Source organism: Streptosporangium sp. NPDC000396, from assembly GCF_042898655.1.
In the GTDB taxonomy this organism is placed as follows: domain Bacteria; phylum Actinomycetota; class Actinomycetes; order Streptosporangiales; family Streptosporangiaceae; genus Streptosporangium.
In genome coordinates, this window is the sequence record NZ_JBIAZA010000013.1 from 41,045 (window position 1) to 62,839 (window position 21,795).

The following is a 21,795-nucleotide window of genomic DNA, read 5'->3' on the forward strand; positions in this document are numbered from 1 at the left end:
CGCTTTCAGACGCCGAGCTGACGGGTAATCGACGGATCGGTGATGGTCGTGTCGTCGGCGAGCAGGAACGCCTTGGACAGGATGACCGACAACATGCCGCCGTCCTCCTCGAAGGGCAGGAAGACGGATGTGGTGCTGCGGTCGTGCCCGGGGACGATGCACAGATAGGCGTCGTTGGGCTCCATCAGGATGTTGCCCGACCCCAGGTGGATCTTGTAGGTCCGCCGGTCTCCGCGCACCCGCAGGAACCGGTCCGTCAGCTCCGCCCTATCGGCGATCTTCAACCGGGGCAGGAGACAGGCGAGCGTGTCACGCCGGGTCTTGGCGGTCTCGGTGAGTTCGCCGAACCCGTAGGAGTGCCAGTACTCCTCATGCCCGCGGGCGGCCTGCTGGTCGAGTCCGACCGAGGTGACCCCCACGGCCAGGTCGGCGTCGCGGAGCACTTCCGACAGCACCAGCGGCGGCACCTCGACCAGCGGCACACCCTCGTGGGCGACGCGGTTGCCCGCCCAGTTGTGGCCGGAGAGCTCCTCCTGCCCGTCCCGGTAGAAGGTGATCTGCTCGCTGGCGCAGAAAGAGGCGGTGCCCCATCCATCGGCCCCCGGGTCGCCGACCACGTGCATGCCCCAGCGGGCCCGCCAGCCGGACAGTTCCTTGACCGCCTCACCCTGGTCTCCGCCGCATTCGTAGTCCCAGTGGCCGATCGCCAGGCTGGTCCAGCCGCGCTGGTTCAGCAGTGTCTTGGCCTGGCCGTAGCGCAACACGTGCCCGGCGAACCGGTTGGAGAAGCTGCCCGTGCGCTCCTCGGCTGGAGTCAGCAGATAGACCTCGCGGAACGCCTGCTTGTACGGCTGGCGGATCCCGTGCTCCAGCAGGTGGTCGCGCCAGGCCCGCACTTCCTCGGCGGCCGCGTGGATCGGGTGCCAGAGCCCGACCGGGGCGTCGGGGTCCGGCTGGACAAGGTGGCCCTGCGGGTCGGTCAGCTCCCATCCCGATTCGGTCCGGACGGGGACCCCTGCGGGGCCCTGTGGGGTCTGCCAGATGAGGGTGCGGGCGTACAGGCCGGTGACCGGATGGTCGAGAAAGAATTCGGTCACCTCCTGCCAGCACCACGTGCGTTCCTTGATCAGTGCCTGCTCCAACCGGAACCGCTCGGCCGCGAGCGTCTGCTTGAGCTCTTTCAACGTGATCTTGAGCTCGGCCAGCGCCGGATCCTTGCGGATGGCCTGCGGGGCCGACTTGACGGTCTTGCCCGCCATATTGACGAACCGCAGTGCGGGGCCGTCGGCGCACAGCCGCACGAGGTAGTCGCCGATCTTCTCCTCACGGATCCCGTCCGGGCCGAGGCCGAAGGTCGGCACGGTGCGGTCCAGCAGCTGCTCGCGGGTCAGCCCCGCCTGCTCGGCCACCGCGTCCAGGGTGCGCGCCACGTTGGCCAGCACGGACCTCGCGCGAACCTTAGCCTGGACCCTGGCCAGCGGCACGATCGCCCCCAGCCCGCCGCGGCGGGCCAGAACACCGACGGCGGCATTGGTGAGCTTCTCGCTACGGCAGGTGGAGCCCGACCCGTTGCTTCCGGTGCCGCAGGTCAGTGCGACGTCACCGAGGAGTGAGGTCACCCACCGCTCTTCGATCAGCTCGCACGTCCAGATCATGCCGCGCACCGGCACGATGGTGCGCTCGTGCAGGAAGACGGTCTCCGTCCATTCGTCGCCGTCGCTGCGGTGGTCGACCTTCCTCTCCCGATGGGCCACCAGCCTGCCGAGGATCTCCCGGACCAGGGCGACCATGTCAGGGGTGAGCAGCGCCCTGGCGGTCCGGAGCCACTTGCCGCTCGGCTTGGTGGACCCGGCGGTGTTCCAGTGGCGCAGCAGCGGCAGGACCGCGGGGTCGGCCAGGCGCGTGCCGTACTCCTCCGCCAGCAGCCGGGCGAAGGGGTCGCACTCCCAGATCACGTTCCGCACCACGCCGGCCGGACCGTGCTCGGCCGGCTCGATCAGCAGCTCCTCCAGCTGCCCGGCCAGCGCCTCCCGTACCTGCTCGGCCCACACCTCCCAGGCCGGCATGCGGGACCGGGAGCGCCGGGACGGTTCCCCCAGCCATCCGAGGATCTCGCGACGCTCCTGGAAGCCGAAGCGGCCTGTCACGGCGAGCGGGAGCCGGAAGATCTCCTCATAACGGGTGTGGCCGTGGCGGGCCAGCGCCTCCGCCCGGTATATGAGGACCCGCGCGTCTCCGGGCGTCCAGTCGATGTCGCGCTCGGCCATCGCGCGGATCAGTCGCAGGACCCGCTCGTCGTGCTCGTGTCCTCCGTCCGGTCCCAGGCTCAGCTTCAGTTGCGCCCAGTGCCCGTACTCCCGCCAGTCGGTGTCCGGCCCGGGCTGCAGCCCCTGCTCGAAGAGCGCTTCAAAACGGCGGTAGGTCTCCCTGGTCTCATCGTCCATGTATCCGAGCAAGTAGCTGTAAGCACGATTGATCTCGTCGATCTCGATCATGTCAGCCACCGACCAGCGGGACGAGCTTGATGAACGACACGACCGGGTCGGCGGTCAGATCGATCACCTCGGACAGGTCCTCGACCTGGCGCTCCCCGATCAGCAGCACGAACCCGTTGCGCTGAAAGGCTCGCTCGGCGATGTCCGCCTGCTTCTCCCAATCGATCCGCCGCGCGCCCATCCGGTAGCCGTTCAGCTCCACCTCGGCGTCCATGGGACGGACCAGGCCGTTGAACCGGGCGGAGGGGGCGGCGTTGTACCGGGCGACCTCCTCGCGGACGCGCAGCCGTACAAGCTCCCGCGCGGAGATGCTTTCGGGCAGGTCGGGGAGTGTGAACTCCTCTATCGGTTTTCCCGTCGCGGTCTCATCCCGGAAGGTGACTGCTGCCATGCCACATCTCCACAAATCATCGGAATCATTGTGGTGGCCATGAATACCACCTGAATCCGACAGAAATCAGCATCGCTAACTCGACACCGCTCCCGGCAGAGCCCTGCCCCCTCCAACGCCTACAAAAAATCCGACAAACTCTCTCACACATGACGTTGTCAGCCGATTGTGGCACCAGGTCCAGCGCAGCCGTCAGGCGGCCGGTTCGCCGGCCAGGTGTCCGCGGGGAACTCACGGGCCATCACGCCGAGGAACGAACAGCCAGACGGTCAGACCGGGATGCCGAGGCCATCGGCCTTGATAGCGGTTCCATATCTTTCCCTCTTTAATATGCCCATTACATGGTTAGAGTGAAAAAAGCGAAAATAGGGCGAAGGGAATGGTGGAGTCGATGCCGTCGGGAACGGGGCCCCTGTCGCCGGACTTCACCGGAATCGACCCCGACCTGATGCAGGGCTTCGTCACCGCACTGGAACGCGGTCGCGACGTGATCGGCGAGCAGTCCGAGAGGATCCGCCTGTTGCTCGCCACGGCGCAAGTGTCGGCGGCGGGCCTGCAATCGATCAAGCAGATCGAGGGCTGGATCGGCGACGAACTCCCGAGACTGCGCGAACGCCTACAGACGATCAACCAGGACCTTCCCATGCTGGAAGGGACGCTCGACCTGCCGGGGCAGCGCGCCGGGCGGGCCGGCGAACGCGTCCGGGAGCCGGTCGAGTGGGGGCTGCTGCCCTATGACGAGAAGACGGGGAAATCCCCTGCGGGCAGCGCCAAAAAAGGCACCGAACTCGCCTTCGAGTTCAGCCGTCTCCCGCCGTCTCCCCTCGGGTTGCCCAATGCCGCCTACAACCGGATTCTCGACAAGCTCGCCCACGGGCAGAAAGACCCCTACCTCACCGCCGGGTTCTTCCGGATCATCGGACCCAAGGGCATGCTCGACATGATCCACCGCCTGGAGAGGTACGACAGGAAGGCAGGCGCCAAGCATCGGCAGGTCATCGGCGATGCCCTGGGCACGGCGGTCGGCGCGCAGCCGGGCCTTCTCGGCTCGGCGTGGAAGGCGGGCAACCTCAAGAAGACCTCGGACGGCGAACTGGGGTCCCTGCTCCAGTACGGAACGTTCCCCGCCGCGTGGCTCACCGAGATGGTGCGGAGCAGGGTGGGGAAACCGGTCGGTGACGGTGACGGTACCCGCCCCCGGCGCTGGAAGACCGACCTCGTCCCGTTCCTGCCCGCCCTGGCGAACAACCCCGACGTGGCCAGGGGCCTGTTCAACGCCATGTCACGCGAAGACCTCAGGGACCTGTTCACCGAGCTCAACCGCACGGAGACCCCGCTACCCTTCAAGCGCCCTCCGGGCGTGGACTTCGACGTCAGCGCGGAGTTCGGCCGGATGCTCGCCGCCGGAGGCGGAGCCTTCGAGAAGGGCCCGCACAGCCCTGAGGCCGCGAAGTTCGCCTTCAACACCATGCTCATCATGGGAGACCTCAGAGACACCGACGGCACCGACGACTCCTCGGCCACACCGATGGAGGTCGCGCCAGGAGCCAGGATCTTCATGTCGACGCTGGCCGGCGCCTACGCCACCGAGATCACCGAGGGCGCGAACATCGGCGACGCCAACATGACCGAGGCGAGCACACTGAAGTCTTTCACCTCGGCCTTCGGCACGACGTCGGCGTTCAGCCTCAGTCCGAGGGACACCTACCGTTTCCTGAAGACCTTCGCCGACTCCGACAAGAACCTCGCTCCGTTCGATCGGGCAATGGGTGGTTTCTCCCAGAGACTCATTGCCGACGCCTCGGCGACGGTTCAGCGGACCGGAGACGTCAAGCGCCTGGACCAGGTGTTCACCGCCCTGGGCAACGTGCGCGGCTTCGAACTGGCCGCCGTCGAGAAGGTCCAAGGAAATCTGGACATGATCGACAAACAGCGGAAGGATCTGCTGAACTTCACCCGCGATGCCGCCATCGGGCTGACGAGCATATTCGCCGCGCCGACCCTGGCGTACGACTTCGCCTGGTTCGCACTGAGCACCTCCTTCTCCGCTGACGGCGCCTTCGGCGAAGAGGACGAGACCCGGATGGACCGAGTCGACAAGAAGGACGACATCGAAACCCTCGGCCGCCAGCACACCTACGCGCAGATCCTCATGGCCAACGGCTTCACCCCGAAGGTGACACCCGCCGAATACCAGGCCACCTGCCCGCCCGGCGTGGCCATCGCCGACGCCGGCGGCAACCTCAAGCCGTTCTCGGAATTGATCAAACAGGGCAACCGAGGGCTTGAGGCCTTCGAGAAGTGGGCGGCGGCCAACGGTATGGGTGGTGATGACAAGGTTGCCCTTGGAAGGCTGTCCAACGACACATCAAGCTGGTTCGAAGGCGGAAATAAGCGGGGTCGGGAACGCGGGTTGGCCTTCGACAGTTAGCTCACGAGGTCGAAAGGCACTCGGTCTCGCCCCGAACCGCATACTGCCCGTTGTCCCGCGACTCTAGAATGATCACCGTCTTGTATTCGTCATTGGCGAGCCGGATGGGAGCATTACCACGGTCTTCGACAATCCGGTAGGGGGCAACCCCTGAAAGCGTGCCCATCAGAAGGGTATTGAGACTGTCCGACTTGCGCTCCGATGCAGGATCTCTGCCGGTAACAGCAAATGTCCGTTTCGCTCCGCCTTTGCTGCAAGGAAGATCACGTCCACCCGGGTCAGTAATTCGGACATCCAAGGCATAGCGCTTCTTCATCAACTCAGTGATGTGGGCTTTGAGCGTCTCGCCCGCCTCTGCCGCAGTAGGACCCCTATCACCGCATCCGGACACCGCCAGCAACGCCACCCCGCAAATCACGACGCCGCGCCATACAGAACGTGCCATGAATTCCTCCAAGGCTGGCCGATGTGCCGTAGATCCAATAATGTCCATAGATCTGCTCGATGTATCCACATCCGAAGAGGGATATATGAATCCTCGCCCGGAGGATCTGGTGCCCAATCCGCGGCGCCAGATGCTGGAACAGACATTGGCGGAGGTCAAGGCGCGGGTCGCCATCCTGGAGGCGGCGCTCGACCCCGCCCACGGTCAGTTCACCGGCCAGCCCGTGTGGGTGGGGCCGACGGCCCGGAGGTTCGCCGAGATCTCAGCGCCCGTCGTGTACGGCTACGCCAGGCGGCCAGGGCGCTCGTCGACACCCTCGAAGAAGAGATCCGATCCATCCCAGCGAAGGTTCCGCCTTCCGCCGCACGACATTGATGCACCAGGCAGCTCTCCTTGAAGCCACGCACCAATCGGGAGACACCGCACCGCGCTGAAGAACTACGCCAGGTCCGGCCAGTACTTGGGCGGGGCAACGGCCGGGTCGACGACGCGCAGACGACTGGCCGGGGTCGGGTCGATGCCACGCAACGTCACAAGGCGTTGCCCGTCCGCCTCGGCGAGGAGGACCATGGCAGCGGGCAGCCCGGCGGCGACCGTGGCGATCGCAAGGCCAATCCCGACCAGGCCGGGATGCTTGTGTGGATATTCGATCCGATGCAGTCCGGAAGCGGCGATCGCCTCGACTTCTCTGGGGCGCTGCATCTGTCGAGCATCGTTGGTCAGAATGACATGGAACCCCTCGGCCGCCGCCCGGGGATAGAGATGCTCATCCCGGGTTCCGGACCAACGGTCGAGATCGAGGAGATGGACGATCTCGTGCCCCAGAACGAAGGCGGCAATGGCTTGGTGGAGCGGCCTGGAGACGTTCTCATCCAGCAGCAGCCTCACGCGGCTCCCTGGGGGGATCGTAGCTGTCAACGTAGTCGGCGAAATCGGCGGCATCCAAAGCAGCCGTGGCGGTGACACTCGGGTAGTAGTCGGAAATCCGCTCCGGCGAGACCCCGTCACGGAGCAGTGCCGCGACCTCGTCATAGGGGACGCGGGTGCCCTCGATCACAGGCACCCCACCACGGATCGCCGGATCCACCGTCACGTGTGAGCGAGGCTGCAGCAATGGCGGTATGTGCCTGCCGTCGCGGTAGAACGGCTGCAGAACATCCACCATCTCGTGGATGACCACGTTGGCCTTCTTCCGCACCAGGTCGATCGCTTGATCAAGTGCGGCCAGATAAATGGTGTTGCCGTCGGCGACCAGCGTGTAGGACGACAGATGGTCCCGCTCTTTCAGATCGTCACGGAGCGTGTCGAGAGCCCTTCTGATCTTCTGCAGTGAGGCGTCGTTACGCAGCTTGACGCAGGTTCTCAGCGCCACCACATCACGGAAGGAATAGAGGACGGGTCGCGTACTGGAGATCTCCGGTATCAACACCGCGCCACGACTCCCACCGGCTTTACGCCAGTGTGCAAGCTGGCGGAGCGTGGCACCCGACAGCGCCGCAGCTAATTTCGGGTCATAAGCCATCACTTCACCCCTTACGCACATCGTGAACTGAACTCCTGCCCTGCATCATCGCAAATCTCTCGCAGCTGATCAGGCATTACACGATCTCGCCCATAGCTACTTCGATACTTTCGGGTGGGGACAGCACTTCCACCCACGAGTGGGCCTCGACGTCGTAGCGACTGATGTTCACACTCCGGCTTGATGCCGCCGAACTGGTCTCGGAGGCATCAAGCCGTCCGATCTGCGCACCCTCGTGACCGCTCCTCCAGCCGCCCTCTGTCGCCGATTCGCATCGTGCGCACGGAGTCGAACCGCCCAGGTGATCAGACTAGATCCTCGAAGTCACCGCTCTTGATACCGGCGAGGAAGGCGTCCCATTCGGAAGGAGTGAAGGCCAGGATCGGGCCGTCGGGGTCCTTGGAGTCTCGAACCAGGAAGAGGCGCTCGGTGTTTGTGTTGTGCTTGACTTCGGCCTGAGCGTTGTCAACAAGTGCAACTTCGACACAGTTTTGACCAGCCCCGCTGCAAGAACTCTTGTGCCAGACACCGATCTCAACGCAGTCTGGACCGTTTCCACTGAGGGAACTCTTCCGCCACACGACATGGGACAGATCTAGCTCAGACATGCCATATCCCTTTCGCAGGGTCAACCAAGTTGAGCAGCCGCCTTCGCGATGAAACGCCGGGAATCATCTGGATCCAGCGCTTTGGCGCAAAGATGGTCAAATGCCACCGTATAACGATAAACGTCTGCCTCGCGCTCTACATATAGGTTGCCCGTCAGGTTCTCCACGAAGACCACACCCGGGTCAGCGGGCTGAGGAAATTCCAGGATATGGAACGCACCACCGGTAGCCGCATGAGCTCCGACAGCGAAGGGAAGCACTTGAACAGTGATGTTGGGCAGGTCGGCCACTTCAAGGAGCCGCTTGAGCTGGCACTGCATTACGGCAGAATCACCGATAGCACGGCGAATGGTGGCTTCATCCAAGATCGTCCAGAAGCGCAAGGGGTTATCCCGGAAGAGCAGGGTCTGGCGAGCCATCCGGACCTCGACTCGACGTTCGATCTCGCCTGGAGGTGAGATGACCAGGGCCCCGCGAATGACGGCCCGCGCATACTCCTCAGTCTGGAGAAGGCCAGGAACGATCATGGCGGCGAAGCCCCGCATAGAGGCGGTCTCAGCTTCCAGCCCGATATAGGTGGCGTACTCCGTCGGGAGGTCGTCGTACGCCTGCCACCAGCCTTTCTTTCGAGAGTCGCGCGCCAGGTCGATCAGCTCCTCCCGCCTGGAAGCACTTACCTCGTAGAAGTCCAGAAGACGTCCGACGTCCTTGAGGGTGACACCCACTCGGCACGTCTCGATCCGCGAGACCTTCGTGGCGGACCAGGCGAGTCGCTCGGCAACCTCTTCCAAAGTCAACTGCCTGCGCTCTCGCAATCGGCGGAGCTCAGAGGCCAGACGACGCCTACGCACCGTGGGACTTGCCGCTCGCCTCATGGTCACCCTCCCTTGAGTTGAAGCCAACAGTAGCGGACTGCTCACAGAGAGTTCCGGAGCTTTCTTGGACGCAATTTGCGTTTTCGATAGCGCGCTAGCTGGCCAAGATGCATGCTCTATGCGTATGGACAGCGACTCTCCGTAGCTATGACGGTTGTGGCCAGCGCCGACCAGCTACGGGAACCACGAAGGGCGGGTGGTCAGATGAGGGTGAGCGATCTTCAAGGGTGGGGCGGGCGGTTGGTGGAGCTGGCCTGGGAGTTGAACGATCTCGGGTTCGATTCCGTGGTCAGGTTCCCTCCCGGCCGACGGCCGAGTGTCGAGATCTTCCTTCCGCCGGGTCGGCCCAGGGCGACCGCAGAACAGCGGGGCCGCACCTCGGTTTTCACCTGGAGCCGAGGCGGCACCCGGCCGGATCGTGACCGGCGGGACCGTACCAGGATGCGGGTGGCGGCGGAGCGGATCATGGAGGCGGCGCAGTGAAGGCACTGGGGCTGCTGGGCCAGGTTCATCTTCCCGGAGAGGTCGCGTCCGTTCCCAAGGCGCGGCAGTACGTCCGCGACCTGCTGGAAATCGTGAGTCACGCGCAGGCCGACGACGCGCTGCTGCTCGTCACCGAACTCGTCACCAACTCGGTGCGCCACTCCGACTCAGGCCGTACTCCCGGTGGGCGGGTCACTGTGGCCGTCGCCAACCATGATGGAACGCTCCACATCGACGTGATCGACGGCGGGTCAGCCGGGCACTGGCCTCAGCTCTGCCCGGATGTGAGCCCCGACAGCGGAGGAGGACGCGAGCTCTGGCTGGTTCACGAGCTGTCCTCGGCCTGGGGCTGGCACGAGACTCCAGCCGGGCGCGTGGTCTGGTTCCAACTGGCGGAAGCATGAACTCGGCATCCCCCACGCCTCGATGGAAAAGGCCGCCCCGCTGCCAGAGCCCGCGCCTTTCTCCCCCGCGCTGCGGGACGCGGTGACTTGTGGCGTAGTAGCGGTCAGCCGGCGAATCGAAGCACGTAGCGACGCTGCCAGGGGGTCTCGACGGCGTGCGGGCTGTAGTTCCGCCGTACGAAGTCCACCGCCTGGTCCGCCGGCACACCGTCGAGGACGGCGAGGCAGGCCAGGGCCGTTCCGGTCCGGCCACGGCCCCCGCCGCAGGCAAGCTCGACGCGTTCTTCGGCGGCACGGGCCCATGCCTCACCGAGCAGCTCTTGAGCCTGCGTCCGGCTGCTGGGCAACCAGAAGTCCGGCCAGCGCAGCCAGCGCGCCTCCCAGGGAACCTCGGGAGGCTGCTTGCCGAGTAGATAGACGGCGAAGGTGGGCACCGCTCCGTCAGGGAGCGGGCGGCGAAGCCCACGGCCCCGGACCAACCTCCCCGAGGGCAGCCGCATCACGCCGGCATCATTCACACTCCAGTTCTCAACCACATGATCACCGTACCGCCGCGAATCCGGCACAGCGGTTCCCGCGGTCCCTCCCGATCTCCGATCAGGACTCCGGCATCGCCGATCGCGATGCTCGCCCTCGGCCGTCTCAAGCCCGGCCCAGCGGGCCAGACCGCCCTGAACCAGATCACCACCTGGCCGAGCCGAGGGTGGGCGAGGCCGCGTGCCGTACGGTCACTCACCGCCGATGTCGATCTCATAGGCCTGATAGAGCAGGTCAGCGCCTCGCTGGCGATGGCGGCTCAGCACCGCCAGGACCGTGGTCAGCCGCTCTCTCAACCGCTCCAGGTCGACTTCCTCGGGGGAGCGCAGCTCCTCCTCCGCAGCGGCCAGCCGAGCGGAGATGTCGTCGTGTTCGCGATGCAGCTGCCGCAGCATGCCATCCAGCCGGGGCGCTGCCGTACGAACCTCGTCGAACAGCCCGTCAGGGCCTTCCGTGATCGAGATGTGCGCGGCGAACGCCTCCCGTGTGCGTGCCACCGCCGGCGCCACCTGCCGGGCCCAGTCACCGGCACGGCCCGTCAGTGGCGCGGCCAGGGCGATCTCCAGGCCGTGACAGGCGCGCCGCAGGTGGACACGCCGTTCCCGGAGCGTCGACAGCTCCTTTGGAGGTCTGAGGGCATCCTCTGACATGGGCCTCTACCCGATCGGGCGCTGCCGCGGCCTGTGCCGCGTGCGGATACCTCCACGGTACGACCGCCGAGTGCCGACCGCCGACGACGCACCGGCCCGGTCGTCCTCCACGTGACCCCCAGTGGGGAGCGGCGGCATGGGCCTCGTGAGGGAGGCCCATGCCGCGCGCCGGTGCTTGCTCCTCCACCACCGGGTTGGAGTATCAGATCCGGAGCGACCCCAGGCGTCTGCCGACGTTCAGGTGTTTCGAGCGGGCGTGCGGAAGACCTGGCGGCCGTGCCAGTCGATGTGGTCGGACCCGATGGCATCCAGGCCTGGTTGCGGGTCGCGGACGGATCGCCCGGCCAAGGACAGCACCATGTCCCGTGCCGATGCCGATCGGCCGACGAACTTGGCTGAGACGGTGATGGTACGGTCGAGCGTCAGACCCAGAACGCCCTTGTCGAACAGCTTGTGGTGGATGACACACAGGCACAGCCCGTTGGCCAGGTCGTCGGGTCCGTCGAAGGCCCACCAGCGCACGTGGGCGGCATCCAGGCCGACCGCGGTGCCGTCCAGCCATCCGTCGTACGCGCAGAAGGCGCAGGCGTACTCGTAGGCCATGAGCACCTTCTCACGGAAGGCGGGATCACGGCGGACCGGGTCGACGGGGGTCGGTTTGGCTGTGGTGACCGTCTCCAAGCTGTCCAGGTCCAGGCCGGCCAGTCGGCAGATGTCGGCGTGCAGTGAAGGTGGAAAGTTCGCGTCCAACAGGAAGCGGGCGATCCCTGTTGCCAGGCGGGGGTCTTCGGAGAGGGCACGAGCAAGGTCGGGATGCAGCCGGCCGGCGGCCTGGCTGTCGCGCAAGCGACCCAGTTCCGGGCCGGGGCTGCCGGGACCGGTGGCGGTGTCGACCAGCCACAGGCCGTCGCTGGTCAGGTGGTGGAACGGGTAGCCAGGACTGGTGTTTCGCGGTGGACCGTACTCCTTGAGCAGTTGCTTGAGGTCGGCCTCGGCGGCGTTAAAGAGGATCGGCAGGTTCCCGTGCTGCTGGAAACGGCCCAGGACGTACAACAGCAGGAGCGGTTTGTGTGGCGCCCGCTCGCCACCGCGAGCCCAGCGCCGGATCCCGGCGATCCGCTCGATCCAGTCCATAATCGATCAGCTTATGGTGATCATGCTGACCTGCGACAGGTGCCGATCGGCCTCCGGGCCGTCGTTTGATGGAGGCGCACGCGTATTTCCCTGGGGACGAGAAGGATCAGGCGAACAAAGCGCCCAATCCTAGCGAATCTGCCCATCGAAATGGATTCCGGGCATCGGAACAGTCTTTCGCCGCGCCCAGGCCCTCCTCTCTCCTTATAACGTGCTTCCATGACGGAGCTTGAAAAACTGGTCGGCAGACTGCGGCGATTCTCCAAGGTCAGAGACTGGGAACAGTTCCACACGCCGAAGAACCTCGCGATGGCGCTGGCCGGAGAGGTCGGTGAACTACTCGCGGAACTCCAGTGGCTGACGCCCGAGGAGTCCTCCAAAATCATGGAGGACCCCGAGTCGGCTGCACGTCTCGAATCCGAGGTCGCCGACGTCATGATCTATCTGACCAGGCTCGCCGACGCGCTGAAAATCGACCTCCTCAAGGCAGCCCACGCCAAGCTCGACGAGAGTGAGAGGCGCTACCCCGTGGAGGCCTATCGCGGGTCGGCCAGAAAGGCGCCCCCACTCGTCTGATTTTTCCGGATGACCGCTGTAATGTGCCTGACGTAGTGATGCGGCCCGACGGGCTAGAGTGTCATCGCGCTGTCCCTGCTGGGTGAGCTGTCACGGCAAGGACGCTCCGTCCTGCACGCCACGCGTTCCCGCTCGTTCACCGAGACGCTGCGCCGGGTGCCGGGCAAGGGCGCCTCGAAAGTGAAGAACCTCTTCAAATATTTCAACAGCTTCATGGCGGCCGAACGCAATGGCCTCGACGTCCTCGTCTGCGACGAAGCCCATCGGGTCCGGGAGACGTCACAGAACCGCTATACCCCGGCCTACCTGCGCAGCAACCGCCGCCAACTCGACGAGCTGATGGACGCCGCGCGGGTTCCCGTCTTCCTGCTGGACGAACACCAGGTCGTACGGCCTGGCGAGATGGGCAGCGTCACCGAGATCAGAAGTCACGCGGCTACTCACGGGTTCACGAAATCTCCCTCGGCGAGCAGTTCCGTTGCGGAGGCAGCCGAGCATATTCGGCAGTGCCCCGGCGAGCGCCTTGTGGGCGACCATGGACGGCGGCTTCGGGCAGGTCGGCTGCGTCTACACGGCCCAGGGGTTCGAGTACGACTGGAATGGTGTGATCATCGGCCCCGACCTGGTTTACCGCGACGGCAAACTCGTCACCATCCGGAAGGCGAGCAAGGATCCCGCTCTCTCCAGGAACGTCACGGACGAGCAGGCGGACCGGCTGATCCGCAACACCTACAAGGTGCTGCTGACAAGAGGACTGGCCGGAACGATCATCTACGCCGTCGATGAGGAGACTCGCGAGTTCCTCGCGGAACTGATCCAGCCGAATGGCCAACCGTGAGAATCGGACGATGCCGATGGCCGTCCCGTCACGATCCGGTGACCGGGGTGGTGCCCGTGGCGGTGGCGATCATTTCTTCGTAGACGAGTGGGTCGGTGGTGAAGGTACCGAGCCGGACGGTTTTGTTGGTTCCGTGGTAGTCGCTGGAACCGGTGAAGCGAAGACCCAGCTTGCGGGCGAGCAGCTGGGTGTGCACACGGTCGGCCGTCGAGTGGTCGATGTGATCCGCCTCGACGCCCCACAGACCCGCCGCCGCGAGTTCGGCGATCAGCGTGTCGGGCACGATGTGACCCCGGACGTCCGCCCGTGGGTGCGCCAGCACCGAGACGCCACCGGCCTCGTTCACCAGCCGGATCGCGGTGAAAACGTCGATGTCGACCTTGGCCAGGCGATAGCGGCGGCCCAGCCATTCGGGGGCGAAGGCCTCGTCCACGGTCGCGACCAGGCCTCGCCGGATGAGTGCCTGGGCAAGATGGGGGCGTCCCACCGTGCCCCCGGCCGCATAAGCCTGTACTTCGGGGACCGTGACGTCGATGCCGTCGGCGTTCAGCAACGCCACGATCTTCTCCGCCCGATGTTCACGAGACCGGCGCACCCGGGTCAGCTCCGCGACCAGCGGCTCATAGCCGGGGTCGAACAGATAGGCCAGAAGGTGCAGCCCCACCGTCGGCTCGCCGCCGTACCACCGTCCCGACAGCTCGGCACCGCGCACCAGCGTCAGCCCCGGAGGCAACGCGGCCGCGGCGGCCTCCCACCCGGCGGTCGTGTCGTGATCGGTGAGCGCCACCACGTCCAGCCCGGCTGCGGCCGCTTCCATCATCAGTGTTTCGGGGGAGTCCGTGCCGTCACTGGCGGTGGAGTGAGCGTGCAGATCGATGCGCATACCGTCAGCCTCTCAGCAATCCCATCCGGCGCGGGTCGGCGCCCAGCTCACAGTGATCGTTATCGGCCTGCGCCGCAGGCCGATGCCTGTGCGCGCACCGGCGCGTTCGTCAAAACCTTCTGGGAGACGGGCCGGTCGAGTTTGGCCCGGACCTGGTCGGCGTCGGGATGGCCGAGCTGGTCGAGGATGTCCAGCGCGTGCCGCCAGCTGTGGCGGGCGGCCTCCGGCTCCTGGATGACATGGTGGATGTCGCCGAGGTGGATGAGCGTCTCGGCCTCGTTGTAGCGATGGCTGGCCCGGCGGAACAGCTCCAGGGCGCGCTGGTAGCAGGTCATGGCCTGCCGGTGCCGGCCCAGACGGTGATGGGCATAGCCCAGGCTGTCCCAGGTGTGGGCCTGCTCCTGATGATCGCCGAGTTCCTCCAGGATCGCCAGCGCCCGGGCGCAGTAGAGCAGGGCCCGGTGGTGGTCGCCGAGCAGGGTGTGGTGCCAGCCGACCGCGTTGAGCGCGCGAGCCTGCCCGGCCCGATGCCCCGCGGCCTGATACAGCTCCAGGGCCCGCTCGGCATGGTCGAGGGCGTCGCGGTGGTGGCCCTGGTGGGACAGCGCCACGCACAGGTTGCCGTGCGTGCTGGCCTGACCGATCGGGTCGCCGAGTTCGCCATACAGGTCGAGGGCGCTGCGGAAATGGGCGGGGGCGACGTCGTGGCGGCCCAACCGGCTGTGCGCCCAGCCGAGATAGCGGTGGGTATGCGCCTGCCCGGTCCGGTCGCCCGCCCGGCGGGCGGCCTGCAGCGCGGTCTCGTGGACGGCGACCTGGTCGGGCCACAGGCCCCGGCGGTCCAGGAAGTCGGTCAGGGACCAGGCCAGCTGCCAGGCATGGGTGTTGAACCCGGCTTCGGCGGCCTGCGCGACCACCGCGGCCAAGATGACGTGCTCGGCGGTGAGCCAGGCCATCGCCCGCTCGTGGCCGACGGGCTGGTTCACGGTGACCCCGAGCTCGGGTGGGGTCACGACGATGGGGTCACGGTGCGGGTTGAGTAGCAGCGCGGCGGCGTGCGCGGTGTGCAGATAATGGTCGAACAGGCGATGCAGCGCGGCGCGCCGGTCGGGGGCGGAGTCCTGGGCGTGGGCCAGCTCGGTGGCGTAGGCGCGCATCAGGTCGTGGAAGGCGTAGCGGCCGGGGGCGTGTTCGGTGATCAGGTGGGCGCGGGCCAGCTCGGCCAGCAGCGGGCGTGTCCGGGCGAGCGGGATGCCGGCCAGGCTGGCGGCGGCGGGTGCGGTCAGGTCGGGGCCGGGGTGCAGGCCCAGCCACCGGAACAGCTGCGCCGCGGCAGGGTCGAGGGCCTGGTAGGAGCAGGAGAACACCGCCCGGACCTGGGTGCTGGGATCACCGCCGTCCAGGGCGTCCAGGCCGCCGTGCGCCGCGCCCAGCTCGGCGGCCAGCGCGGCCAGCGGAAAATGCGGATGGGCGGCGGCGCGGGCGGCCACCACCGCCAGCGCCAAAGGCAGCCGCGCGCACCGGGCGATGATCTGACCGGTCGCCTCCGGTTCGACGGCCACCCGGGCGCTGCCCAGGCGGCGGGCCAGCAGCTCGCGGGCCTCGGCGGCCGGCAGCAGGTCCAGCGCCAGCGCTTGGGCGCCCTCGACCGCGACCAGCCCGGTCAGCTGGTCGCGGCTGGTGACCACCACCAGGCAGCCCGGCGCGCCGGGCAGCAGCGGGCGCACCTGCGCGGCGTCCCGGGCGTTGTCGGCCACGATCAGGATGCGCCGGCCGGCCAGCAGGCTGCGATACAGGCCGGCCTGGGCCTGCGGGGTGGCGGGGATCTGCGTGGCGGGCACGCCGAGCGCGTCCAGGAAGGCGCGTACCGCCTCGGTGGGGGTCATCGCCGTTCCGCCGGGGTCGAAGCCGCGCAGGTTGACATACAGCTGCCCGTCGGGGAAGCGGTCGCGGACCCGGTGGGCCCAGTGCACCGCCAGCGCGCTCTTGCCCACCCCGGCGGTGCCGGACAGCACCGCGACGAGCACGGCGGTGGGTTGCCGTCCGGCCGCGGTCAGCAGGCCGTCCAGCCGTTCCAGCTCACCGGCCCGGCCGGTGAAGCCGTACACGTCCAACGGCAGCAACGCCGCCACCTGCCCGGCGATCGGTGCCGATCCCGTCCCCACCGCCGGTCCGCCCGCCGGCCCCGACCCCACCCCCGGGGCGGGCACGACCCGAGCCGTCGGTGCCGTTCCCATCACTGGGGCGGGCACGGCCCGAGCCGCCACCTGCCCGGACGTCGGCGCCGCCTCCGCCGCCGGGGCGGGCACGACCCGACCGGAGTCCTCACACGCCGCCGTCTGAGGCCGCTCCCCGGCGTCCACCGACGCGTCCGGCACCACCTCCTCGGAGCGTATCGGCGGGCGAGTTGCCGTCCCGTGAGACGGCACCGATCCCTCGGCGCCGGTGAGGGCGTCATCACCGGTGACGGCGTTGAGGATCTGCCGCTGGATCCGGCGCAGGTAGGAGCCCGGCTCGATCCCCAGCTCCTCGACCAGCGTCCCGCGGGCATCCTGATACTCCCGCAGGGCCTCGGCCCGCTGACCGCAGGCGACCAGGGCGATCATCAGCTGGCCGCGGAAGTGTTCCCTGAGGGGATGGCAGGCGACCAGGGACCGTAGCTCACCCAGCAGCTCCGTGTGCCGTCCCAGTGCCAGGTCGGCGTCGATGCGGTCCTCCAGCGTCTGGAGCCGGATGTCCTCCCACGCCTGGACGTGCCGCGCGCGCAGCATCACCGAGTCGACATCGGCCAGCGGCGATCCCCGCCACCGGGTGAACGCCTCTCCCAGCAGGGCGGCGACCTCGGCCAGATTTCGCTCCCCCGCCGCCTGGGCGGCCCGGGTACGCAGCGCCCGCACCTGGTGCACGTCGACGGCGTCCGGTGCGATGTCGAGGACGTAGCCAGGCGTGCGGGTCGCCAACGGCACCTGCCCGGTCGCCGACAGCGCCTTGCGCAGTCGCATGACGTGGCTGTGCAGGGTCTCCCGCGCGGTCACCGGGGGCCGGTCGTCCCACAGGCAGTCCACCAGTTCCTCGACCGACACCACCTGCCGGGCCTGGAGCGCCAGCGCGGCGAGCACCACTCGCTGCTTCGCGGAGGTCACCGGGACGAGCACGCCCCGCTGGTCACGCACCTCCAGCGGGCCCAGCAGTCGGATCTCCATCCCGCTCCCCCCTTGCGAACACATGCCTGAAAACCGAGGCCTCGCCTCCAGCGGGCTGCCATCCATCTGCCGGGTTCCGTCGGCAGCCTACAGATCACTCGGGGGCCCACGGCGTGAACAGGTCGTGAACAACAGGGGTGACGTCTGCCGCCATCACGGCAAAGGTCATCTTCGCGCGGCCCCCATCGGCGAAAGGAACCGAAAGCAGTGATCAGGAAGGGTGCGGCCGCCATACTCATGGCCGCGTCTCTGACCGCCATCGGATTCAGCCCCACCCCCGCGGCCCGGTGACAGCGGCGGCCCGATCTTCAACCTGGAGAACGGCTCCTCTGCGGTCCGTGCCATAGGGACCATGACCGGCTACGCCGCGAACGGCTCGGGCAGGGAATGGCTCATCTTCCAGGACTTCGGCACGGCGACCCGCGACTGGCCCGGTCTCGACACGGTCAACGGCTGACACGGTCAACAGCTGACAGGTCGACGGCCTGTCCTCTGGAAGCATCCGCCTCCGTTCCAATGGGGTGCCACCGATCAATGCGGTGGCACCCCGCCCGCATATGGCCGTTACCCGTGCGAGGCGGATCGGATCACGCGGGTGGCGGCGAGGTAGGCGGCGAGCAGACTCTCGGCGACCGCCGTCACGGTCTCGTCTCCCGGCAGGAAGGCCGGGCTGTGCAGCCCCGCCGCCGTGTCGGTGCCCACGAACATCATCAGGGACGGCATGACCGAGGCGAAGTAGGCGAAGTCGTCGGCTCCGCAGGAACGCAGGGTGGCCGGCGTGTGATGAGCGGCACCGGCGAGAAGCCGTGCGGTTTCCTCGGCGAGCCGGGTGTCGTTGACGAGCACCGGCTCCCCTCGTGCGATCCGCACCTCCGCCTCACAGCCGTGAGCACGGGCGACCCCGTCGGCGATCTCACGAAACCGGTCGTGGAGCTGGTCGCGCCAGCCTTCCGACATGGTGCGGAGCGTGCCTCGGGCGACGGCGTCGGAAGGGGTGGCGTTGGGGGCGGTGCCCGCGGAGACCACCCCGAAGGTGACCACGGTCGGCGTCATCGGGTCGGCGTCACGGCTGACGAGCTGCTGGGCGGCCACGATGATCTGGGCCAGCGCCAGAACCGGGTCGCGGGACAGCTGGGGGTAGGCCGCGTGTCCTCCCCGGCCCCGTACGGTCAGCGTGAACTCGTCAGAGGAGGCGTTGACGGCGCCGGGAGTACAGGCCGTCTCACCGGCGGCGAGCACCGGCTGGACGTGTGCCGCGACCATCGCGCCGATCCGGTGGCGGTCGAGCGCGCCCGACTCGACGATGTCGAGGGCACCGGAGGGGTAGGTCTCCTCCCGTGGTTGCAGCACCGCGACCATCGGTGCGGGCGCCCCCACGCGCTCGACCGCCCTGGCCAGCGCGACCAGTGCGGCGAGGTGGACATCATGGCCGCAGGCGTGCATGGCGCCGTTGCACGCGGCCCAGGGGACATCCGTCTCCTCGACGATCGGCAGGGCATCCAGCTCACCGCGCACCCCGACGGCCGGGCCGTCTCCGCCGATGCGGAGGAGCGCGCCGGTCCCGGCCACCCGCTCCAGCGCGGTGCCTTCGGGCAGCGCGTCCAGCACGCGCTTGAGCGTCGGTTCCTCCCTGCCGGACACGCACGGCTCGGCGTGCAGCTCTCGTCGCAGGTCAAAGGCGGCGGGCAGCTCGTCGTGGAGGGCGGTTCGGAGTCGTTCGTGGAGGGCGGTCACGCAGTCTCCCCGCGCTGGTGGACGTGGATGCCGGTGACGCGTTTTTCGGTCCGGCAGGCACGCCGTCGGTCATGAATGCGGGTCACGCGGTTTCTCCGAGGCCGTAAACGCGGCGGGCGTTCTGGGCGCCGATCATTGTGGCGACCCGCACCGCCTGTTCCTCGTTCCACTCCCCGTCCGTCACGAATTCCGAAAGCACGCGGGTCATCGCACGCCGCCAGAGCAGGGCGCCCAGATGGTGCAGCTCGGCGGGACCCCAGGCGTCCGAGGAGAAGAGGATCTTGGCGAACGGAGCCAGCTCCAGGCTCTCGGCCACGACGGCCACGCTGCGTGCCCCGGTGTAGTTCACTCCCAGCCCGACGTCGAAGTAGACGTTCGGATAGACCTGCGCGAGGAAGCCGGCGTTGCGGTGGAACGGGTAGCAGTGCAGCAGGAGCAGGGGAACGCCCCGGGGTTCGGCCAGCTCGATGAGGCCGCGCAGCAGCAACGGGTCGGAGCGGTGCAGGTCGACGTCGGGGTCGCCGTACCCGATGTGAAACTGCAGCGGCAGGCCGCGCTCGATCCCCGTCCAGATCAGGTGGCGCAGCAGGACCGGGTCGTCAACGCGGATCTTCCCCGTCTGCTCGGCCGTCCGCAACCAGCGACCGGCCGCCGCCGTCACCTCGTTCGGAGCGGGCGGGCTGGGGTCGAAGTCGAGCCCGTGGCGGTAGGCGACGATGGTCTTCAGGCCGCGTGCCGTACGGCTGCGCTCCCACAGGGCCGTCTCGAAGGCGGCGGCGAATCCGGCGGCGTCGGTGCCCTCGGCGGCGACTCGCTCGGCGATCGCCTCCAGCCGGACGACCTCGTCGGCGGGCCGGCCGGTGACAGCGGCCATCTGTACCGGACCGAGAATCTCGTCTCCGCGATAGCCCGTCTCGATCAGGAAGTGACCGATCCCGCTGGCGGCGAGCAGGCGCCTGTTCACCTCCTCGGTCCCGAGCTCGGCGCGGCGGGCGAGATAGGTCTCCGGGTCCGGGTGCGGCTCGAGACCGAGAACGGGCGCGCAGTGTCGCAGGATGGCGAATCCGACCTGGGAGTCGAACTGGGTCATCCAGCCGGGCACCGGCCGGTCCGATTCGGTGATCAGTTCCTCGAACTGCCGGCGCGGCACGTCGTCGGCCAGGGCGCCGTGAACGTGATGGTCCACCAGCGGGATCGCCTCGATCGCCCGCCTCAGGGATTCCAGGGGCTCGACCCGCATGGGAGATCCGCTCCGTTTCATGAATTCCGCCCCTTCCCGGGGCTCAGTCGACTCAGTGGACATCGGCGATCCTCCGGCAGCGCTCCGCGTCGTCCAGCCCGCCCAGCGAGACCGCCTCGGCCCGTTTGACCGCGAGATAGGTGGTGAGCAGGTCAGGCGCGAAGAACCCGCCCACGACCTCATCCTTCTCCAGGGCGTTCAGCGCCTCGTCCTGCGTCTTGGGCAGAGGCGGCACGGCGGAAAGCTCCTCCTCTGTGGCCGACTCCGGCCAGACGGTGGGTTCGGGGTACCCGCGCCGGATCCCCTCCAGGCCTGCCCGTAGCAGGACACCGAGCGCGAGCCAGGGATTGGCGGTCGCGTCCGCGGCCCGGTATTCGAGGTTGAGCTGGGCTCCGGCATCAGGCCCGGTTCCCGGGCAGATGCGGAGCATGGCCTCCCGGTTGCGCTCGGCGAGGAACACCCCGCCCGCGCTCCACCGATGCGGGGTCAGGCGCAGGAACGACACCGGGCTCGCGGCCGTCACAGCCGTCAGCGCGGGAGCGTGGCGCAGGATTCCGGCGGAGAAGCGCGCCCCCAGCTCCGACAGCCCGCCCGGCCTGGCCGGGTCGTAAAGGGCGGGGTTGCCGTCGGCGTCGCGGAACGACAGGTGGATGTGCACGCCGTTCCCGGTGCCTATCGGGTCGAGGAGCGGCGCGAAGCAGGCTCGCAGCCCACGCCGCCGGGCGAGGTCGCGCACGAGTTCGCGCAGCAGCACCGCCCGGTCGGCGGCGACGACGGCGTCCGCCGGGCTGAGCGTGATCTCGTGCTGGGCGTCGCCGTACTCCGGGAGCCATGTCTCGGGATCGAACCCCGCCTGGTCGAGGAGGGTCACCAGGCCGGAGCCGAACGGCTCAGCGCTCCGGTATCTCTCGAAGGAGAACGGTGGCGACGAGGGCAGACCCGCCAGGGTGAACTCGTGCTCGAACGAGGCGACCACGGTGATGCCCAGTTCCGCCCGGAGTTCTTCGACGGCCGTGGTCAGGAACGTCCGGGGGCAGCACTCCCAGGGCGTCCCGTCGGGCAGTGTCTGGTTCGCCAGGTACAGCCGCGTGCCCGGCAGGTCACCGTCGGCGGGAACGTCGACGCGGGTGGCTGGCTCGGGCAGGAGCCGCAGGTCACCCGCGGAGCCGAACACGTTGTCGGCGATCGGCCCGAAGCAGGTGATGGCCAGGTCCGCGGGGACCCAGCCGGTCCCCGACCGCAGCACCGCCTCCTCACGGGAGATGGGTACGGCACGGCCGCGGAGCTGTGCCGCCAGGTCACAGGTCGCGACGAAGACGGTGGGGGCGCCGGTCATGGCAGGGTGC

21 protein-coding genes and 1 pseudogene are annotated in these 21,795 nt (G+C 67.9%); 7 read left to right on the forward strand and 15 right to left on the reverse strand.

What is annotated here, in order from left to right:
• Positions 1-5: 5 nt before the first annotated feature.
• Together ACFY2X_RS21765 and ACFY2X_RS21770 are read right to left on the reverse strand one after the other, a co-directional pair.
• On the reverse strand, positions 6-2,495 hold the full coding sequence (locus tag ACFY2X_RS21765; protein ID WP_389940381.1) for a DUF4132 domain-containing protein: 2,490 nt from the start codon (positions 2,493-2,495) through the stop codon (positions 6-8).
• A gap of 1 nt (position 2,496) precedes the next feature.
• Entirely contained in the window at positions 2,497-2,886 is a 390-nt protein-coding gene (locus tag ACFY2X_RS21770; RefSeq protein WP_389940383.1) for a hypothetical protein, read from the reverse strand.
• Between the two features lie 391 nt (positions 2,887-3,277).
• Here ACFY2X_RS21770 and ACFY2X_RS21775 point away from each other — a divergent pair, with 391 nt between their 5' ends.
• Entirely contained in the window at positions 3,278-5,317 is a 2,040-nt protein-coding gene (locus tag ACFY2X_RS21775; RefSeq protein WP_389940385.1) for a hypothetical protein, read from the forward strand.
• 1 nt (position 5,318) lies between these two features.
• Here ACFY2X_RS21775 and ACFY2X_RS21780 read toward each other — a convergent pair whose 3' ends face one another.
• On the reverse strand, positions 5,319-5,762 hold the full coding sequence (locus ACFY2X_RS21780; RefSeq protein ID WP_389940387.1) for a hypothetical protein: 444 nt from the start codon (positions 5,760-5,762) through the stop codon (positions 5,319-5,321).
• An 85-nt stretch (positions 5,763-5,847) separates the two neighbouring features.
• On the opposite strand from ACFY2X_RS21780, the gene ACFY2X_RS21785 reads away from it, so the two are divergent.
• Positions 5,848-6,159 (forward strand): hypothetical protein, encoded by a 312-nt coding sequence (locus ACFY2X_RS21785; RefSeq protein ID WP_389940389.1) that lies wholly within the window; start codon positions 5,848-5,850, stop codon positions 6,157-6,159.
• A 41-nt stretch (positions 6,160-6,200) separates the two neighbouring features.
• Here ACFY2X_RS21785 and ACFY2X_RS21790 read toward each other — a convergent pair whose 3' ends face one another.
• From ACFY2X_RS21790 to ACFY2X_RS21805, 4 genes are all read right to left on the reverse strand, one after another.
• Positions 6,201-6,650: a DUF5615 family PIN-like protein gene (locus ACFY2X_RS21790; protein ID WP_389940391.1), complete on the reverse strand. Its 450-nt coding sequence runs from the start codon at positions 6,648-6,650 to the stop codon at positions 6,201-6,203.
• Entirely contained in the window at positions 6,631-7,284 is a 654-nt protein-coding gene (locus ACFY2X_RS21795) for a DUF433 domain-containing protein (RefSeq protein ID WP_389940393.1), read from the reverse strand. The genes ACFY2X_RS21790 and ACFY2X_RS21795 overlap by 20 nt, the downstream gene beginning before the upstream one ends.
• Before the next feature lie 305 nt (positions 7,285-7,589).
• Positions 7,590-7,892, reverse strand: coding sequence for a DUF397 domain-containing protein (locus tag ACFY2X_RS21800; RefSeq protein ID WP_389940394.1), 303 nt, complete (start codon positions 7,890-7,892; stop codon positions 7,590-7,592).
• Positions 7,893-7,912: 20 nt separating this feature from the next.
• Entirely contained in the window at positions 7,913-8,767 is an 855-nt protein-coding gene (locus ACFY2X_RS21805) for a helix-turn-helix domain-containing protein (RefSeq protein WP_389940396.1), read from the reverse strand.
• Positions 8,768-8,977: 210 nt separating this feature from the next.
• Here ACFY2X_RS21805 and ACFY2X_RS21810 point away from each other — a divergent pair, with 210 nt between their 5' ends.
• Together ACFY2X_RS21810 and ACFY2X_RS21815 are read left to right on the forward strand one after the other, a co-directional pair.
• The gene (locus tag ACFY2X_RS21810; RefSeq protein ID WP_389940398.1) at positions 8,978-9,250 is read left to right on the forward strand and encodes a hypothetical protein; all 273 of its coding nucleotides are present in this window, start codon (positions 8,978-8,980) and stop codon (positions 9,248-9,250) included.
• Entirely contained in the window at positions 9,247-9,654 is a 408-nt protein-coding gene (locus tag ACFY2X_RS21815) for an ATP-binding protein (RefSeq protein WP_389940400.1), read from the forward strand. Before ACFY2X_RS21810 ends, ACFY2X_RS21815 begins: the two co-directional genes overlap by 4 nt.
• A gap of 104 nt (positions 9,655-9,758) precedes the next feature.
• Here ACFY2X_RS21815 and ACFY2X_RS21820 read toward each other — a convergent pair whose 3' ends face one another.
• From ACFY2X_RS21820 to ACFY2X_RS21830, 3 genes are all read right to left on the reverse strand, one after another.
• Positions 9,759-10,154 (reverse strand): protein phosphatase, encoded by a 396-nt coding sequence (locus ACFY2X_RS21820; RefSeq protein WP_389940745.1) that lies wholly within the window; start codon positions 10,152-10,154, stop codon positions 9,759-9,761.
• A 228-nt stretch (positions 10,155-10,382) separates the two neighbouring features.
• Positions 10,383-10,841, reverse strand: a complete 459-nt coding sequence (locus tag ACFY2X_RS21825; protein WP_389940401.1) for a hemerythrin domain-containing protein — start codon at positions 10,839-10,841, stop codon at positions 10,383-10,385.
• Positions 10,842-11,078: 237 nt separating this feature from the next.
• A complete protein-coding gene (locus tag ACFY2X_RS21830; protein ID WP_389940403.1) occupies positions 11,079-11,975 on the reverse strand; it encodes a phosphorothioated DNA-binding restriction endonuclease in 897 nt (298 codons plus the stop codon).
• Positions 11,976-12,194: 219 nt separating this feature from the next.
• Here ACFY2X_RS21830 and ACFY2X_RS21835 point away from each other — a divergent pair, with 219 nt between their 5' ends.
• The 3 genes and pseudogenes from ACFY2X_RS21835 (at position 12,195) to ACFY2X_RS21845 (ending at position 13,389) form a co-directional block, all read left to right on the forward strand.
• On the forward strand, positions 12,195-12,551 hold the full coding sequence (locus ACFY2X_RS21835; RefSeq protein WP_389940405.1) for a nucleotide pyrophosphohydrolase: 357 nt from the start codon (positions 12,195-12,197) through the stop codon (positions 12,549-12,551).
• Between the two features lie 111 nt (positions 12,552-12,662).
• A pseudogene (locus ACFY2X_RS21840) lies at positions 12,663-12,950 on the forward strand (DNA/RNA helicase domain-containing protein); the annotation flags it as partial.
• Between the two features lie 79 nt (positions 12,951-13,029).
• Positions 13,030-13,389: a DNA/RNA helicase domain-containing protein gene (locus ACFY2X_RS21845; RefSeq protein ID WP_389940407.1), complete on the forward strand. Its 360-nt coding sequence runs from the start codon at positions 13,030-13,032 to the stop codon at positions 13,387-13,389.
• A 28-nt stretch (positions 13,390-13,417) separates the two neighbouring features.
• Here ACFY2X_RS21845 and ACFY2X_RS21850 read toward each other — a convergent pair whose 3' ends face one another.
• The 5 genes from ACFY2X_RS21850 to ACFY2X_RS21870 all read right to left on the reverse strand — a co-directional run bounded on the left by ACFY2X_RS21850 (position 13,418) and on the right by ACFY2X_RS21870 (position 21,785).
• Positions 13,418-14,272, reverse strand: a complete 855-nt coding sequence (locus ACFY2X_RS21850; protein WP_389940409.1) for a PHP domain-containing protein — start codon at positions 14,270-14,272, stop codon at positions 13,418-13,420.
• Between the two features lie 59 nt (positions 14,273-14,331).
• Positions 14,332-17,475 carry a BTAD domain-containing putative transcriptional regulator gene (locus tag ACFY2X_RS21855; RefSeq protein WP_389940411.1) on the reverse strand — a complete coding sequence of 1,048 codons (3,144 nt, stop codon included), beginning with the start codon at positions 17,473-17,475 and terminating at the stop codon, positions 14,332-14,334.
• Positions 17,476-18,039: 564 nt separating this feature from the next.
• Positions 18,040-19,209 carry a M20 family metallopeptidase gene (locus tag ACFY2X_RS21860; protein ID WP_389940413.1) on the reverse strand — a complete coding sequence of 390 codons (1,170 nt, stop codon included), beginning with the start codon at positions 19,207-19,209 and terminating at the stop codon, positions 18,040-18,042.
• A gap of 82 nt (positions 19,210-19,291) precedes the next feature.
• Positions 19,292-20,449 carry an amidohydrolase family protein gene (locus ACFY2X_RS21865; RefSeq protein WP_389940415.1) on the reverse strand — a complete coding sequence of 386 codons (1,158 nt, stop codon included), beginning with the start codon at positions 20,447-20,449 and terminating at the stop codon, positions 19,292-19,294.
• Positions 20,450-20,501: 52 nt separating this feature from the next.
• Positions 20,502-21,785 (reverse strand): glutamine synthetase family protein, encoded by a 1,284-nt coding sequence (locus ACFY2X_RS21870; protein ID WP_389940417.1) that lies wholly within the window; start codon positions 21,783-21,785, stop codon positions 20,502-20,504.
• Positions 21,786-21,795 lie beyond the last annotated feature (10 nt).

Excerpts from the sequence above, each read along its gene's own strand:
- ACFY2X_RS21765 (WP_389940381.1), bottom strand. The coding sequence starts at position 2,495 with ATGATCGAGATCGACGAGATCAATCGTGCTTACAGCTACTTGCTCGGA.
- ACFY2X_RS21770 (WP_389940383.1), bottom strand. The coding sequence starts at position 2,886 with ATGGCAGCAGTCACCTTCCGGGATGAGACCGCGACGGGAAAACCGATA.
- ACFY2X_RS21775 (WP_389940385.1), top strand. The coding sequence starts at position 3,278 with ATGCCGTCGGGAACGGGGCCCCTGTCGCCGGACTTCACCGGAATCGAC.
- ACFY2X_RS21780 (WP_389940387.1), bottom strand. The coding sequence starts at position 5,762 with ATGGCACGTTCTGTATGGCGCGGCGTCGTGATTTGCGGGGTGGCGTTG.
- ACFY2X_RS21785 (WP_389940389.1), top strand. The coding sequence starts at position 5,848 with ATGAATCCTCGCCCGGAGGATCTGGTGCCCAATCCGCGGCGCCAGATG.
- ACFY2X_RS21795 (WP_389940393.1), bottom strand. The coding sequence starts at position 7,284 with ATGGCTTATGACCCGAAATTAGCTGCGGCGCTGTCGGGTGCCACGCTC.
- ACFY2X_RS21800 (WP_389940394.1), bottom strand. The coding sequence starts at position 7,892 with ATGTCTGAGCTAGATCTGTCCCATGTCGTGTGGCGGAAGAGTTCCCTC.
- ACFY2X_RS21805 (WP_389940396.1), bottom strand. The coding sequence starts at position 8,767 with ATGAGGCGAGCGGCAAGTCCCACGGTGCGTAGGCGTCGTCTGGCCTCT.
- ACFY2X_RS21820 (WP_389940745.1), bottom strand. The coding sequence starts at position 10,154 with ATGCGGCTGCCCTCGGGGAGGTTGGTCCGGGGCCGTGGGCTTCGCCGC.
- ACFY2X_RS21825 (WP_389940401.1), bottom strand. The coding sequence starts at position 10,841 with ATGTCAGAGGATGCCCTCAGACCTCCAAAGGAGCTGTCGACGCTCCGG.
- ACFY2X_RS21830 (WP_389940403.1), bottom strand. The coding sequence starts at position 11,975 with ATGGACTGGATCGAGCGGATCGCCGGGATCCGGCGCTGGGCTCGCGGT.
- ACFY2X_RS21835 (WP_389940405.1), top strand. The coding sequence starts at position 12,195 with ATGACGGAGCTTGAAAAACTGGTCGGCAGACTGCGGCGATTCTCCAAG.
- ACFY2X_RS21850 (WP_389940409.1), bottom strand. The coding sequence starts at position 14,272 with ATGCGCATCGATCTGCACGCTCACTCCACCGCCAGTGACGGCACGGAC.
- ACFY2X_RS21855 (WP_389940411.1), bottom strand. The coding sequence starts at position 17,475 with ATGGAGATCCGACTGCTGGGCCCGCTGGAGGTGCGTGACCAGCGGGGC.
- ACFY2X_RS21865 (WP_389940415.1), bottom strand. The coding sequence starts at position 20,449 with ATGCGGGTCGAGCCCCTGGAATCCCTGAGGCGGGCGATCGAGGCGATC.
- ACFY2X_RS21870 (WP_389940417.1), bottom strand. The coding sequence starts at position 21,785 with ATGACCGGCGCCCCCACCGTCTTCGTCGCGACCTGTGACCTGGCGGCA.